The 15,259-nt window shown below is 63.7% G+C and carries 11 protein-coding genes; all 11 read left to right on the forward strand.

The genetic code is table 11. The features are described 5' to 3' along the window. Nucleotides 1-137: 137 nt before the first annotated feature. The 11 genes from LOY34_RS23375 (at nucleotide 138) to LOY34_RS23425 (ending at nucleotide 15,211) form a co-directional block, all read left to right on the forward strand. Complete coding sequence (locus LOY34_RS23375; RefSeq protein ID WP_003250005.1) at nucleotides 138-314, forward strand: hypothetical protein; 177 nt, start codon at nucleotides 138-140, stop codon at nucleotides 312-314. Beyond that, complete coding sequence (locus tag LOY34_RS23380) at nucleotides 298-3,252, forward strand: sensor histidine kinase (protein ID WP_176794212.1); 2,955 nt, start codon at nucleotides 298-300, stop codon at nucleotides 3,250-3,252. The genes LOY34_RS23375 and LOY34_RS23380 overlap by 17 nt, the downstream gene beginning before the upstream one ends. Nucleotides 3,253-3,274: 22 nt before the next feature. Further along, the gene (locus LOY34_RS23385) at nucleotides 3,275-4,711 is read left to right on the forward strand and encodes a sigma-54 dependent transcriptional regulator (protein ID WP_045199702.1); all 1,437 of its coding nucleotides are present in this window, start codon (nucleotides 3,275-3,277) and stop codon (nucleotides 4,709-4,711) included. Nucleotides 4,712-5,418: 707 nt separating this feature from the next. Continuing rightward, nucleotides 5,419-6,807, forward strand: coding sequence for a polynucleotide adenylyltransferase PcnB (locus LOY34_RS23390; protein ID WP_045199703.1), 1,389 nt, complete (start codon nucleotides 5,419-5,421; stop codon nucleotides 6,805-6,807). Between the two features lie 3 nt (nucleotides 6,808-6,810). After that, on the forward strand, nucleotides 6,811-7,287 hold the full coding sequence (folK, locus tag LOY34_RS23395) for a 2-amino-4-hydroxy-6-hydroxymethyldihydropteridine diphosphokinase (RefSeq protein WP_093379337.1): 477 nt from the start codon (nucleotides 6,811-6,813) through the stop codon (nucleotides 7,285-7,287). 252 nt (nucleotides 7,288-7,539) lie between these two features. After that, entirely contained in the window at nucleotides 7,540-8,340 is an 801-nt protein-coding gene (panB, locus tag LOY34_RS23400) for a 3-methyl-2-oxobutanoate hydroxymethyltransferase (RefSeq protein ID WP_045199705.1), read from the forward strand. Beyond that, on the forward strand, nucleotides 8,337-9,194 hold the full coding sequence (panC, locus tag LOY34_RS23405) for a pantoate--beta-alanine ligase (RefSeq protein WP_195885062.1): 858 nt from the start codon (nucleotides 8,337-8,339) through the stop codon (nucleotides 9,192-9,194). Before panB ends, panC begins: the two co-directional genes overlap by 4 nt. Nucleotides 9,195-9,320: 126 nt before the next feature. Further along, nucleotides 9,321-10,985: a glucose-6-phosphate isomerase gene (gene pgi / locus LOY34_RS23410; RefSeq protein WP_258664060.1), complete on the forward strand. Its 1,665-nt coding sequence runs from the start codon at nucleotides 9,321-9,323 to the stop codon at nucleotides 10,983-10,985. Between the two features lie 91 nt (nucleotides 10,986-11,076). After that, nucleotides 11,077-13,011 (forward strand): acetate--CoA ligase, encoded by a 1,935-nt coding sequence (gene acs / locus LOY34_RS23415; protein ID WP_195885063.1) that lies wholly within the window; start codon nucleotides 11,077-11,079, stop codon nucleotides 13,009-13,011. 39 nt (nucleotides 13,012-13,050) lie between these two features. Beyond that, a complete protein-coding gene (locus tag LOY34_RS23420; protein ID WP_045199709.1) occupies nucleotides 13,051-13,920 on the forward strand; it encodes an oxygenase MpaB family protein in 870 nt (289 codons plus the stop codon). 112 nt (nucleotides 13,921-14,032) lie between these two features. Continuing rightward, a complete protein-coding gene (locus LOY34_RS23425) occupies nucleotides 14,033-15,211 on the forward strand; it encodes an acetyl-CoA C-acetyltransferase (protein WP_195885064.1) in 1,179 nt (392 codons plus the stop codon). Nucleotides 15,212-15,259 lie beyond the last annotated feature (48 nt).

Genomic DNA, 15,259 nt, shown 5'->3' on the forward strand with positions numbered 1-15,259 from the left:
TCCTTGTGGGCCCGGCTCACACAGAAAGCCCAGTAAATTCAATTCTTTGGCAAAAACCCACAAGCCCGTTACCATCGCCGCAGCCATTTGCGCCAATAATAAGTCCAAGCCGCAGCGCCCTAACCTTTGAGGCCAGCATGTATATCTATCGTTTGGTCCTGCTTCTGGTCGTGGGGATCTACCTGTTCTCCCCGGCCATCATGGACTGGTGGATCGAGCCAACCGGAGCCTGGTATCGCCCTTACCTGCTCTGGCTGATCCTGATCGTCGTGACCTTTATCCTGCAGAGCCAACGTGATGCCGATGAGCTTTAGCCTGACCCAGATGATCCTGATCAGCGCCGCCTACCTGCTGGTGCTGTTCGGCGTGGCCTGGGTCAGCGAACGCGGGATGATCCCGCGCTCGATCATCCGCCACCCGCTGACCTACACCCTGTCGCTGGGCGTCTATGCCAGTGCCTGGGCCTTTTATGGCTCGGTGGGCCTGGCCTACCAATACGGCTACGGCTTTCTCGCCTGTTACCTGGGGGTGTCCGGGGCCTTTCTGCTGGCACCGGTGCTGCTGTACCCGATCCTGAAGATCACCCGCACTTACCAATTGTCGTCGCTGGCCGACCTGATCGCCTTCCGCTTTCGCAGTACCTGGGCCGGGGCGCTGACCACCATCTTCATGTTGATCGGCGTGCTGCCGCTGCTGGCCCTGCAGATCCAGGCGGTGGCCGACTCGATCAGCATTCTGACCGGCGAACCGGTCAAGGCGCGGGTCGCCTTTGCCTTTTGCGCATTGATCACCCTGTTCACCATTTTCTTCGGTTCGCGGCACATCGCTACCCGGGAGAAACACGAGGGCCTGGTGTTCGCCATTGCCTTCGAATCAGTGATCAAGCTGCTGGCCCTCGGCGGCATTGGCCTGTATGCGCTGTACGGCGTGTTTGGCGGCCCGCATGAGCTGGAAGTCTGGCTGCTGCAGAACCAGACCGCCCTCGCCGCCCTGCACACCCCCTTGCAGGAAGGCCCATGGCGCACCCTGCTGCTGGTGTTCTTCGCCTCGGCTATCGTCATGCCGCACATGTACCACATGGCCTTTACCGAAAACCTCAACCCGCGCTCGCTGGTCAGCGCCAGTTGGGGCCTGCCGCTGTTCCTGCTGCTGATGAGCCTGGCGGTGCCATTGATTCTCTGGGCCGGCCTGAAAATGGGCGCCAGCACCAGCCCGGAATACTTCACCCTGGGCCTGGGCATCGCCGCCAACAACCAGGCACTGGCGCTATTGGCCTATATCGGTGGGCTCTCGGCCTCCAGCGGGCTGATCATCGTCACCACCCTGGCGCTTTCGGGCATGGCCCTCAACCACCTGGTGCTGCCGCTGTACCAGCCACCGGCCGAGGGCAACATCTACCGCTGGCTGAAATGGACCCGGCGGGCGCTGATCGTCGCCATCATCGCCGCCGGTTTCGGCTTCTACCTGACCCTGGGCAGCCAGCAGGACCTGGCCAACCTCGGCATCGTCGCCTTCGTCGCCACCTTGCAGTTCCTGCCGGGCGTGCTCTCGGTGCTGTACTGGCCGACCGCCAACCGCCGCGGCTTCATTGCCGGCCTGCTGGCGGGGATCCTGGTGTGGATGGTGACCATGCTGTTGCCGCTGGTGGGCAACCTGCAAGGCTTCTACATCCCGCTGCTGAACATGATCTATGTGCTCGACGACACCAGTTGGCACATGGCTGCGATCGCCTCGCTGGCCGCCAACGTGCTGCTGTTTACCCTGATCTCGCTGTTCACCAACGCCAGCAGTGAAGAAGTCAGCGCCGCCGAGGCCTGCGCGGTGGATAACGTGCGCCGCCCGCAGCGCCGTGAGCTGCACGCGGCCTCGCCGCAGGAATTCGCCACGCAACTGGCCAAGCCGCTAGGTGCCAAGGCTGCGCAGAAAGAAGTCGAACAGGCCCTGCGCGACCTCTACCTGCCGTTCGACGAGCGCCGCCCGTATGCCCTGCGCCGCCTGCGCGACCGCATCGAGGCCAACCTGTCGGGGCTGATGGGCCCGAGTGTGGCCCAGGACATGGTCGAGACCTTCCTGCCCTACAAGTCCGGTAACGAAAACTACGTGACCGAAGACATCCACTTCATCGAAAGCCGCCTGGAAGACTACCACTCGCGCCTGACCGGCCTTGCAGCCGAGCTCGATGCCCTGCGCCGTTACCACCGCCAGACCCTGCAGGAGTTACCGATGGGCGTCTGCTCGCTGGCCAAGGACCAGGAGATCCTGATGTGGAACAAGGCCATGGAAGAGCTCACCGGCATCCCCGCCAAGCGCGTGGTCGGCTCGCGCCTGACCACCATTGCCGACCCCTGGCGCGGCCTGCTTTTGGGCTTCATCAACGTGCCCGACGAACACTTGCACAAACAACGCCTGGGCCTCGATGGCCAGACCCGCTGGCTGAACCTGCACAAGGCGGCCATCGACGAGCCACTGGCACCGGGTAACAGCGGCCTGGTGCTGCTGGTTGAAGACCTCACCGAGACCCAGGCCCTGGAAGACAAGCTGGTGCACTCCGAGCGCCTGGCCAGCATCGGCCGCCTGGCTGCCGGGGTGGCCCACGAGATCGGCAACCCGGTCACCGGTATCGCCTGCCTTGCGCAGAACCTGCGCGAAGAGCGCGAAGAGGACGGCGAGATCACCGAGCTGAGCAGCCAGATCCTGGAGCAGACCAAACGCATCTCGCGCATCGTCCAGTCGCTGATGAGCTTTGCCCATGCCGGCAGCCACCAGCACAGCGACGAGCCGGTATGCCTGGCCGAAGTGGCCCAGGACGCCATCGGTCTGCTGGCCTTGAACCGGCGCAATTTCGAAGTACAGTTCTTCAACCTGTGCGACCCGGACCACTGGGTCGAGGGCGACCCGCAACGCCTGGCCCAGGTGCTGATCAACCTGCTGTCCAACGCCCGCGACGCCTCCCCGCCCGGCAGTGCCGTGCGGGTCAAGAGCGAAGCCAGCGAGCATACCGTCGACCTGATCGTCGAGGACGAAGGCAGCGGCATCCCGAAAAACATCATGGATCGTCTGTTCGAACCCTTCTTCACCACCAAGGACCCGGGCGAAGGCACCGGACTGGGGCTTGCTCTGGTCTATTCCATCGTGGAAGAGCATTATGGACAAATCACCATCGACAGCCCGGCCGATAGCCAGAGCCAACGCGGCACCCGGATCCGAGTGACCCTGCCGCGCCATGTCGTAGCGACGTCCGCTGTGAACTGAGACCGTCGAGAGAATTGAATCAATGCCGCATATTCTGATCGTCGAAGACGAAACCATCATCCGCTCGGCGTTGCGCCGATTGCTCGAGCGCAACCAGTACCAGGTCAGCGAGGCCGGCTCGGTGCAGGAAGCCCAGGAACGCTTCAGCATTGCGACCTTCGACCTGATTGTCAGCGACCTGCGCCTGCCCGGCGCACCGGGCACCGAACTGATCAAGCTCGGCCAGGGCACGCCGGTGCTGATCATGACCAGCTACGCCAGCCTGCGCTCTGCCGTCGACTCGATGAAAATGGGCGCGGTGGACTACATCGCCAAGCCGTTCGATCACGACGAAATGCTCCAGGCCGTGGCGCGCATCCTGCGTGACCGGCAGAACGCGCCGGCCGCCCCGGCCGAGCGCGGCAACGGCAAGGCGGTGCCCGGCGACAAGGCGGCCAGCACTGCAGCCAACGGCGAGATCGGCATCATCGGTTCCTGCCCGCCGATGCAGGACCTGTACGGCAAGATCCGCAAGGTTGCGCCAACCGATTCCAATGTATTGATCCAGGGCGAGTCGGGTACCGGTAAAGAGCTGGTGGCCCGCGCCCTGCACAACCTCTCACGGCGCGCCAAGGCGCCGATGATCTCGGTGAACTGCGCGGCGATTCCCGAGACCCTGATCGAATCGGAACTGTTCGGCCACGAGAAAGGCGCCTTTACCGGTGCCAGCGCCGGTCGTGCCGGCCTGGTCGAAGCCGCCGATGGCGGTACGCTGTTCCTCGACGAAATCGGCGAACTACCGCTCGAAGCCCAGGCCCGCCTGTTGCGCGTGCTGCAGGAAGGCGAGATTCGCCGGGTCGGCTCGGTGCAATCGCAAAAGGTCGATGTGCGCCTGATTGCCGCGACTCACCGCGACCTCAAGAACCTGGCCAAGGTCGGCCAGTTCCGCGAAGACCTTTACTACCGCCTGCACGTCATCGCCCTCAAGTTGCCCGCCCTGCGCGAGCGGGGCGCCGACGTCAACGAGATCGCCAATGCCTTCCTCGCCCGCCAGAGTGCGCGCGTGGGGCGTAACGACCTGCGCTTTGGCCACGACGCCGAGCAGGCGATCCGGCATTACTCCTGGCCAGGTAACGTGCGCGAGCTGGAAAACGCCGTGGAGCGTGCGGTAATCCTCTGCGAGAGCCCGGAAATTTCCGCCGACCTGCTGGGCATCGACATCGAACTGAGCGATCTGGAAGACGACGATCCGTTTGCCAGCCTGCCGGGTACCGGCAGCAATGCCAGCAACACCAGCCACGAGCCGACTGAAGACCTGTCGCTGGAGGACTACTTCCAGCATTTCGTCCTCGAGCACCAGGACCACATGACCGAGACCGAGCTTGCACGCAAACTCGGAGTCAGTCGCAAGTGCCTGTGGGAACGTCGTCAGCGCCTGGGTATCCCGCGGCGCAAGAGCGGGGCCACCAGCGAAGGCTGAGGCGTTTCAGCAGTTTTCGACGGTGGGCGGCGGTAACACTGTCACCTTGCGACAAACTGTTACCGCAGCACGAAGTCGTAACAAAAACCGGGGCTTACGGTAACGAAGCCCCGGTTTTTTTTCGCCCCGCGAACCCCGCAAAACCGCTCCAAACCCTTGTTTTACTGGGCTTTGCAAAAGTTGGCACGGCACCTGCTATATGTTTGGTACAAGAACAATAACAAGCACTGCAAAAGACAATAAAAATAAGACGAATCGGCTCACGCACAATAAGAACAAGACGGCGGAGGCGCAGCTAACTGATTCTTTTGGAGAGGAGTTGTATTTGGGGCTTGCCCCACAACCAGGCAGAGAACAATAAAAACTGCACTCAAGCAGGGCCTGAACTGGTTGGATCGCATGATCATTGCAACCTCAGCGACCAAAGCAATCCGTTTGCTCTTGATCCCGGTTAGGGAGACCGCCCACAAGCTTTTTTGTGGGCAGGGCACTCAACAAAAACAAGAAGCCCGGCAAAAAAACAATAAGAGCACGCAACTACTTCTTGGGGAGCTTCGGCTCCCCTTGTAGTTTCTGCCCGCCCCAGCCTGCCCGCGCGTCGTCCGACGCGACCGCCTACACCATCCACCGAGTAAATGCTAGAATCCCCGCCCATCATGCGGCCATTCTTCGTTTTTGGCCGAACATTCCTTCAAACAGTGCATCCCATGCTGAAGAAGCTGTTCCAGTCATTCCGTCCTACCGTGCGTGGCCAGCACCATATCCGCACCACGCCCGAAGTGATCAATAGTGGTCAACATTCGCTGCAACGTGGCCAGTTCAGCCGCCACGCGGTGAACATCGTCGAGCGCCTGCAAAACGCTGGCTACCAGGCCTACCTGGTGGGTGGCTGCGTACGCGACCAGCTCCTGGGCATCACCCCCAAGGACTTCGACGTCGCCACCAGCGCCACCCCTGAACAGGTCCGCGGCGAATTTCGTAACGCCCGTATCATCGGTCGCCGTTTCAAGCTGGTTCACATACATTTCGGCCGTGAAATCATCGAAGTCGCCACCTTCCGCGCCAACCACCCGGAAAGCGAAGAAGAGAACAGCCACACCTCGTCGCGTAACGAGAGTGGGCGAATTTTGCGCGACAACGTCTACGGCACCCTGGAAGAAGACGCCCAACGCCGCGACTTCACCATCAACGCCCTGTATTACGATCCGGTCAGCGAGCGCATCCTCGACTACGCCAACGGCGTACACGACATCCGCAACCGCCTGATCCGCCTGATCGGCGACCCGACCCAGCGCTACCAGGAAGACCCGGTGCGCATGCTGCGTGCTGTGCGTTTCGCCGCCAAGCTCAACTTCGGTATCGAGAAGCACACCGTGCAGCCGATTCGCCAACTGGCACCGATGCTGCGCGAGATCCCGGCGGCGCGCCTGTTCGAAGAATCGCTCAAGCTGTTCCTCTCCGGGCAGGCTGCCGATACCTTTGAAATGCTCGTCGACCTGGAGTTGTTCAACCCGCTGTTCCCGGCCAGTGCCGAAGCGCTCGAAGAACACCCGACCTACACCCACACCCTGATCAGCCAGGCTTTGATCAACACCGACCTGCGCGTCAAGCAGGGCAAGCCGGTGACTCCGGCCTTCCTGTTCGCCGCGATGCTCTGGCCAGCCCTGCCGGGTCGCGCCCTGCGCCTGCAGAGCCGTGGCATGCCGCCGATCCCGGCGATGAACGAAGCCGCCCACGAGCTGATCGCCGAACAATGCCAGCGCATTGCGATCCCCAAGCGCTTCACCATGCCGATCCGCGAGATCTGGGACATGCAGGAGCGCCTGCCACGGCGCAGCGGCAAGCGTGCCGACCTGTTGCTCGACAACCCGCGTTTCCGCGCCGGTTACGACTTCCTGCTGCTGCGTGAAAGCGCGGGCGAAGAAACCGATGGCCTCGGCCAATGGTGGACCGACTACCAGGACTGCAACGACAGCGAGCGCCGCGACATGATTCGTGAGCTCGGCAGCCGTGACGAAGGCGCCGGTGCCGGCCCGCGCAAACGCAAGCGCAGCCCGAGCAAACGCAAGCGCGCCGACGGCGCTGCAGGCGAGTAACCGATGGTCCGCGCCTTCATTGGCCTGGGCAGCAACCTGGCCGATCCCGAGCAGCAATTGCGCAGCGCCGTCGAGGCGCTGGGGCAGTTGCATGAAAGCGCCCTGGCCGGGGTTTCGGCTTTCTACAGCAGCGAATCGCTATCGCCCGGGCAGCCGCGCTACACCAACGCCGTGGCAGCGCTGGATACCGCCCTCGCGCCGCTTGAGCTGCTCGATGCGCTGCAGGCCATCGAGGCCGACCAGGGCCGCGAGCGCAAAGAGCGCTGGGGCCCGCGCACCCTCGACCTGGATATCCTGCTGTACGGCGACCAGGTCATCGATGTGCCACGCCTGAAAGTGCCGCATTACCACATGCAGGCGCGACCGTTCGTCCTCTACCCGCTGGCCGAGCTGGTACCCGAAGACTTCTGCCTGGCCGATCAAAGGCCCCTGTCCCAATTACTGGCAGATTGCCCGTTCGTCGGCCTCGAGCGCCTGTAGCCGGGCGCTCCCCCAGCCGGTAACGCCCGTAACAGCGCATTAGTAACAATGCGGTAACAGGGTAATTGACTTCAGCCCCCTCGCTCACGACTATAGGCGTCCCGTGGCGCCCCGAGCGTCGCAAAAAGGCGTATATAGGCCTGGAACAGGTCGTAATTCAAACACCACGATCGATGATGTGCTGTTCCAGAAGATGAATACACGCGTTGTACGCAGTCGTTTTTCACAGCGCCTGAACGAGGATTCCTTTTCATGCCAGAAGTAACCCTGACCACCCTGCAGAGCCTCAAGGCCAAGGGTGAGAAAATAACCATGCTGACCTGCTACGACGCGACCTTTGCCCAGGCCGCCAGCCGTGCCGGCGTGGAAGTATTGCTGGTGGGTGACTCCCTGGGCATGGTCCTCCAGGGCCATGACAGCACCTTGCCAGTAACCAATGCCGAGATGGCCTATCACACTGCCTGCGTCAAACGCGGCAACGAAGGTGCGCTGATTCTTGCCGACCTGCCGTTCATGGCCTGCGCCACCACCGAGCAGGCGTTCGCCAACAGCGGCGCGCTGATGCAAGCCGGCGCGCACATGGTCAAGGTCGAAGGCGCCGCCTGGCTGGCGGAGACCATCCGCCTGCTGGCCGAACGTGGCGTGCCGGTGTGCGCGCACATGGGCCTGACCCCGCAAACCGTGAACATCCTCGGTGGCTACAAGGTCCAGGGCCGCCAGGAAAACCAGGCCCGGCAGATGCGTGCCGACGCCATCGCCCTGGAGCAAGCCGGCGCGGCCATGTTGCTGCTCGAGTGCGTGCCGACCGAACTTGCCGCCGAAATCACCCAGGCGGTGAGCATTCCGGTCATCGGTATTGGTGCCGGTAGCGCCACCGACGGCCAGGTCCTGGTGCTGCACGACATGCTCGGCCTGTCGCTGACCGGCCGGGTACCGAAGTTCGTGAAGAACTTCATGGCCGGCCAGAGCGACATTCAAGGTGCGCTCAAGGCTTATGTAACCGCCGTCAAGGAAGTCAGCTTCCCCGCCAGCGAACACGGGTTCAGTGCATGAATACAGTCAAGACCGTCCTCGAACTGCGCGCCGCCGTGGCGCGGGCGCGCAGTGAGGGCAAACGCATCGGCTTCGTGCCGACCATGGGCAACCTGCACAGCGGCCATGCCGCGCTGGTGACCAAGGCCGCGCAACGGGTCGACTTCGTCGTCGCCAGCATCTTCGTCAACCCGCTGCAGTTCGGCCCCAGCGAAGACCTCGACAAGTACCCGCGGACCCTCGCCGCCGACCAGGAGAAACTGCTCCAGGCCGGCTGCCACCTGCTGTTCGCCCCCACGGTCGAAGAAATGTACCCCGACGGCATGGCCGGGCAGACCCGGGTCAGCGTCCCGCAGCTGTCCGACGGGCTCTGTGGTGCCAGCCGTCCAGGCCACTTTGAAGGCGTGGCGACGGTGGTCAGCAAGCTGTTCAACATGGTCCAGCCGGACCTGGCGGTATTTGGCCAGAAAGACTTCCAGCAACTGGCGGTAATCCGCGCGCTGGTGCGCGACCTGAACATGCCGATCCAGATCATCGGCGAGCCGACCGTGCGCGCCGAAGACGGCCTGGCGCTGTCGTCGCGCAACGGCTACCTGAGCAACGAGCAGCGCGCCACGGCGCCAGCGCTGTATCGCCTGCTGAGCCAGATGGCCGCCGCCATCGAGCAAGGCGAACGCGACTACCCGGCGCTGATCGCCAACGGCCAGCAGCAACTGGCTGCAGCAGGCTTTCGCCCGGACTACCTGGAAGTCCGCCAGGCCCTGAGCCTGCGCCCGGCGACGCCTGAAGACCGCGATCTGGTGATCCTGGTAGCCGCCTTCATTGGTGCTACCCGCCTGATCGACAACCTGCACCTGAACCTTGACGACAAGTAACCCGGTCGCCCGCTGAGCTGCCTCTCCCTGTAACGCAGGCTGCATGCCTATAATTGGCATCAGCCTGCAAACGGGGCGCTGTTTTCAGTGTCCAAGGCAGTTCACGCAATAAGGAAACCTGCAGCGATGGCGTATTACCGCACCCCTCATGATGTTACCGCCCTGCCCGCCTGGCAGGCGCTCCAGCAGCACCGCGAAGCCATGCAGGACTTCAGCATGCGCGACGCATTCACTGCCGAGCCAAAGCGCTTCGAAGAATTTTCCCTGAGCACCTGCGGGCTGTTCCTCGATTACTCGAAAAACCTGATCAACGCCCAGACCCGCGAGCTGCTGGTGGGCCTGGCCAACGAGGTCGGTCTGCAAGAGGCCATCAAGGGCCTGTTCGCCGGCGAAATCCTTAACGCCTCCGAAGGCCGCCCGGCCCTGCATACCGCCCTGCGCCGCCCGGTGGGCGACAAGCTGAGCGTCAACGGCGTCAACGTGATACCCGAAGTGCACAAGGTCCTCAACCAGGTGACCGAGCTGGTTGGCCGCATCCATGATGGCCTGTGGCGCGGCTACAGCGAGAAGCCGATCACCGACGTGGTCAACATCGGCATCGGTGGCTCGTTCCTCGGCCCCGAGCTGGTCTCCGAAGCCCTGCTGCCTTACGCCCAGCGCGGCGTGCGCTGCCATTACCTGGCGAACATCGACGGCAGCGAGTTCCACGAGCTGTCGGCCAAGCTGCGCGCCGAAACCACGTTGTTCATCGTTTCGTCCAAGTCGTTCAACACCCTCGAAACCCTGAAGAACGCCCAGGCCGCCCGCGCCTGGTACCTGGCCCAGGGTGGCTCGGAAGCCGAGCTGTACAAGCACTTCATCGCTGTTTCCAGCAACAAGGCCGCCGCCGTGGCCTTCGGCATCCGTGAAGAAAACATTTTCCCGATGTGGGACTGGGTCGGCGGGCGTTACTCGCTGTGGTCAGCCATCGGCTTGCCGATTGCGCTGGCCATCGGTACCGCCAACTTCAAGGAACTGCTGTCCGGTGCCTACACCATGGACCAGCACTTCCAGAACGCGCCGTTCGAACAGAACATGCCGGTGCTGCTGGCCTTGCTCGGCGTGTGGTACGGCAACTTCTGGGGCGCGCAAAGCCACGCGATCCTGCCGTACGACCACTACCTGCGTAACATCACCAAGCACCTGCAACAGCTGGACATGGAATCCAACGGCAAGAGCGTCCGCCAGGACGGCACGCCGGTCAACCACGACACCGGCCCGGTCATCTGGGGCGGCGTGGGTTGCAACGGCCAGCATGCCTACCACCAGTTGCTGCACCAGGGCACCCAGCTGATTCCGGCCGACTTCATCGTCCCGGTGGTCAGCTTCAACCCGGTCGCCGACCATCACCAGTGGCTGTACGCCAACTGCCTGTCGCAGAGCCAGGCACTGATGCTGGGCAAGACCCGCAGCGAAGCCGAAGCCGAGCTGCGTGACAAAGGCATGGCCGAAGCCGAGATCCAGAAGCTGGCACCGCACAAGGTGATTCCGGGCAACCGCCCCAGCAATACCCTGGTGGTCGAGCGCATCAGCCCACGGCGTCTTGGCGCACTGGTGGCGATGTACGAGCACAAGGTATTCGTGCAAAGCGTCATCTGGGGTATCAACGCCTTCGACCAGTGGGGCGTGGAGCTGGGCAAGGAGCTCGGCAAGGGCGTCTACCAGCGCCTGACCGGCGGCATTGAAGAGCCTGCCGAAGACGCCTCGACCCAGGGCCTGATCAACTTCTTCCGCAGCCGTCACCGCGGTTGACCGCCCGCGCTGCCCCTGGCCGAACGAACACGGCCGGGGGCAGCGGCTACACTGTCCTGACAAAAACAATCCGTCAGAACAGGACCCCGCCATGTTCGATATCAGCGACTTTCCCCAAGCCGATGCCGTCAGCAGAGCGGCGCAACTGAGCCAGGCCGACTACCAGCGCCTGTACCGCCAGTCCATCGACGACCCGGATACCTTCTGGTGCGAACAGGCCAAGGCCCTGGACTGGATCAAGCCCTGGAGCCAGGTCCAGCAGAGCGACATGAAGACCGGCCAGGCCGCCTGGTTCAAGGGCGCGCAACTCAATGTCAGCTACAACTGCATCGATCGTCACCTGGCCACCCGGGGCGATCGACCGGCGATCATTCGCGAAGGCGACAACCCTGCCGACTCCAGCGTCATCACCTACCGCGAACTGCACCAGCAGGTCTGCCGCCTGGCCAACGTACTCAAGCAACGCGGGGTGAAAAAAGGCGACCGGGTGTGCATCTACTTGCCCATGGTCCCGGAGGCGGCCTACGCCATGCTCGCCTGCAGCCGCATTGGCGCCATTCACTCGGTGGTGTTCGGTGGCTTCTCGCCGGATGCCCTGCGTGACCGGATTCTCGACGCCGACTGTCGCACGCTGATCACCGCCGATGAAGGCGTGCGCGGCGGCAAGAGCGTGGCGCTGAAGCACAACGTCGACAAGGCCCTGCTCAGTTGCCCGGATGTCAGTACGGTGGTGGTGATCAAGCGTACTGGCGGCAAGATCGACTGGAGCGAAGGCCGCGATCTCTGGTACCACGAAGCGATCAAGCAGGTCAGTGATGACTGCCCACCCGAGCCGATGGACGCCGAAGACCCGCTGTTCATCCTCTATACCTCCGGCAGCACTGGCAAACCCAAGGGCGTACTACACACCACCGCCGGCTACCTGCTGCAGGCGGCGCTGACCTTCAAGACCGTGTTCGATTACCGCGAGGGCGAGGTGTTCTGGTGCACCGCCGATGTCGGCTGGGTGACCGGCCACAGCTATATCGTCTACGGGCCGCTGGCCAACGGTGCAATTACCCTGATGTTCGAAGGCGTGCCCAACTACCCCGATGCCTCGCGCTTCTGGCAGGTGGTCGACAAGCACCAGGTCAATATCTTCTACACCGCGCCCACCGCCCTGCGCGCGCTGATGCGCGAAGGCCAGGGCCCGTTGGCGGGCACCTCGCGCAAGAGCCTGCGCCTGCTCGGCAGCGTCGGAGAGCCAATCAACCCGGAAGCCTGGGAATGGTACTTCGAGGCCGTAGGCGAAAAGCGCTGCCCGATCGTCGACACCTGGTGGCAGACCGAAACCGGCGGCATCATGATCAGCCCGCTGGTGGGCACCCGGCGAATCAAGCCCGGCTGCGCCACCCAGCCACTGTTCGGCGTGCAACCGGTGTTGCTGGACGAAAAAGGCAAGCTGATCGAAGGCCCCGGCAGCGGCATGCTGGCGATCAAGGCCAGCTGGCCCGGACAGATCCGCAGCGTGTACGGCGACCCGCAGCGGATGATCGATACCTACTTCAAGCCGCTGCCGGGCTATTACTTCACCGGCGACGGTGCGCGCCGCGACGCAGACGGCGACCTGTGGATAACCGGGCGCATCGATGACGTGATCAACGTCTCCGGGCACCGGATCGGCACCGCCGAGGTGGAAAGCGCTCTGGTACTGCACGACAGCATCGCCGAAGCGGCCGTTGTCGGGTACCCTCACGATCTCAAGGGCCAAGGCATCTATGCCTTTGTCACGCCCATGAACGGTGTGACCCCGGACGACAGCCTCAAGCAGCAGCTGCTGGCCCTGGTCAGCAAAGAGATTGGCAGCTTCGCCAAACCCGAGCTGATCCAGTGGGCGCCGGCACTGCCCAAGACCCGTTCGGGCAAGATCATGCGGCGCATCCTGCGCAAGATCGCCTGCAACGAGCTCGACAGCCTCGGCGATACCTCGACCCTGGCCGACCCGAGCGTGGTCCAGGGCCTGATCGACAAACGCCTGAACACTTAAGCGGCAGCGCTGATCGGCTGCCTTGAACACAAGGTAACCATGGAAGCGATTCGCCGCCGTATCGAAACCCAGGTAATGAGCCTGACCGGCTTGTCCCTGGGTCAGCTCGACCTGGAAAACCCCAAGGGCGACCCCGGCCTGTTCGGCCCGGACAGCCTCAGCTGGCGTGTGCACGGCGACTTCCCGAGCATGCTGATCGGCGGCATCAGTGCCCTGCTCCTGCAGTTGCTGCACCCGCTGGCGCTGGCTGGCGTATGGGATCATTCCAACTTTCGCCAGGACCTGCTCGGCCGCTTGCGCCGCACCAGCCAGTTCATCTCCGGCACCACCTTTGGTTCGAGCCGGGATGCCAACTGGCTGATCGAAAAAGTGCGCACCATTCACCTGCAGGTGGTCGGCAGCGCTGCCGATGGCCGGCCCTATGCCGCCAGCGACCCGGACCTGCTGACCTGGGTGCATGTGGCCGAGGTCAGCAGCTTTCTTGCCGCCCACATGCGCTACCGCAACCCGCAGATGCCGGTCACCGAACAGGACGCCTACTACGCCGAGATCGCCCTGATCGCCGAGCGCCTGGGCGCGCGCAACGTGCCGCGCTCACGCCAGCAAATTGCCGACTACCTGCAGGCCATGCGCCCGCAACTGCTGTGCGACGCGCGCAGCCATGAAGTGGTGCAGGTGCTGCTCGACGCGCCGGCGCCCAGCCGCCTGGCGCAACCGGTCGGCGCCTTGATGCTGCGCGCCGGTATCGACCTGCTGCCGGAATGGGCCAGCGCGATGCTCGAGCTGGGCCAGAACCCGCTGCAACGCCGATTGATTCGCCTGGGCATCCACAGCACTGCTCCGGTGCTGCGCTGGGCCATGCGCGACGGCTCGGCCCATCGCGCCCGGCGACGTATGGGAATCGCCTGAGCGGTACGCCAATAGCCCTCGCCCGCTCATCTATGCCACCATGCCGGTCTATCCAGGCCCTGGGGCCTGAACCGTTCTGACGCCAAATCCAATAAGAGTGAGGACCCGCGCCATGCAAGATGTCGTAATCGTTGCCGCCACCCGTACTGCTGTCGGGAGCTACCAGGGGGCGCTGGCCAACATTCCTGCCGTCGACCTCGGCGCTGCGGTGATCCGCCAGTTGCTGACCCAGACCGGCATCGATGCCGAACTGGTCGATGAAGTCATCCTCGGCCAGGTACTGACCGCCGGTGCCGGGCAGAACCCGGCGCGTCAGGCCGCGATCAAGGCCGGCCTGCCCCACGCGGTACCGGCCATGACCCTGAACAAGGTCTGCGGCTCGGGCCTCAAGGCCCTGCACCTGGCGACCCAGGCAATTCGCTGCGGCGATGCCGAGGTGATCATCGCCGGCGGCCAGGAGAACATGAGCCTGGCCAACTACGTCATGCCGGGTGCCCGTACCGGCCTGCGCATGGGCCACAGCACACTGATCGACAGCATGATCAGCGACGGCCTGTGGGATGCGTTCAACGACTACCACATGGGCATCACCGCCGAGAACCTGGTGGAAAAATACAGCATCAGCCGGGAAGAACAGGACGCCTTCGCCGCCGCCTCGCAGCAGAAAGCCGCCGCTGCCATCGAAGCCCGGCGCTTCGTCGACGAAATCACCCCGATCCTGATTCCGCAGCGCAAGGGCGAGCCGGTGGCCTTCGCCACCGACGAGCAACCCCGCGCCGGCACTACCGCCGAGTCGCTGGGCAAGCTCAAGCCGGCGTTCAAGAAAGACGGCACGGTAACAGCCGGTAACGCCTCTTCGCTCAACGACGGTGCGGCAGCGGTACTGCTGATGAGTGCGGCCAAGGCGCAACAGCTGGGCCTGCCGATCCTGGCGCGGATCAAGGCCTATGCCAACGCCGGGGTTGATCCGGCGATCATGGGCATCGGCCCGGTCAGCGCCACCCGCCGCTGCCTGGACAAGGCCGGCTGGCAGTTGAGCGACCTCGATCTGATCGAGGCCAACGAAGCCTTTGCCGCCCAGGCCCTGTCGGTGGGCAAGGAGCTGGGCTGGGACGCCAGCAAGGTCAACGTCAATGGCGGCGCGATTGCCCTGGGGCACCCGATTGGCGCCTCGGGTTGCCGGGTGCTGGTAACTTTGCTGCACGAAATGATCAAGCGTGACGTCAGCAAAGGCCTGGCGACCCTGTGCATCGGCGGTGGTCAGGGCGTGGCCCTGGCGATCGAGCGCTGATCACTGCGGGAGGGGCTGCAACGGCCCCTCCCCTGGCCTGAACTGATA

The organism is Pseudomonas sp. B21-009 (assembly GCF_024749345.1).
Taxonomy (GTDB): Bacteria; Pseudomonadota; Gammaproteobacteria; order Pseudomonadales; family Pseudomonadaceae; genus Aquipseudomonas.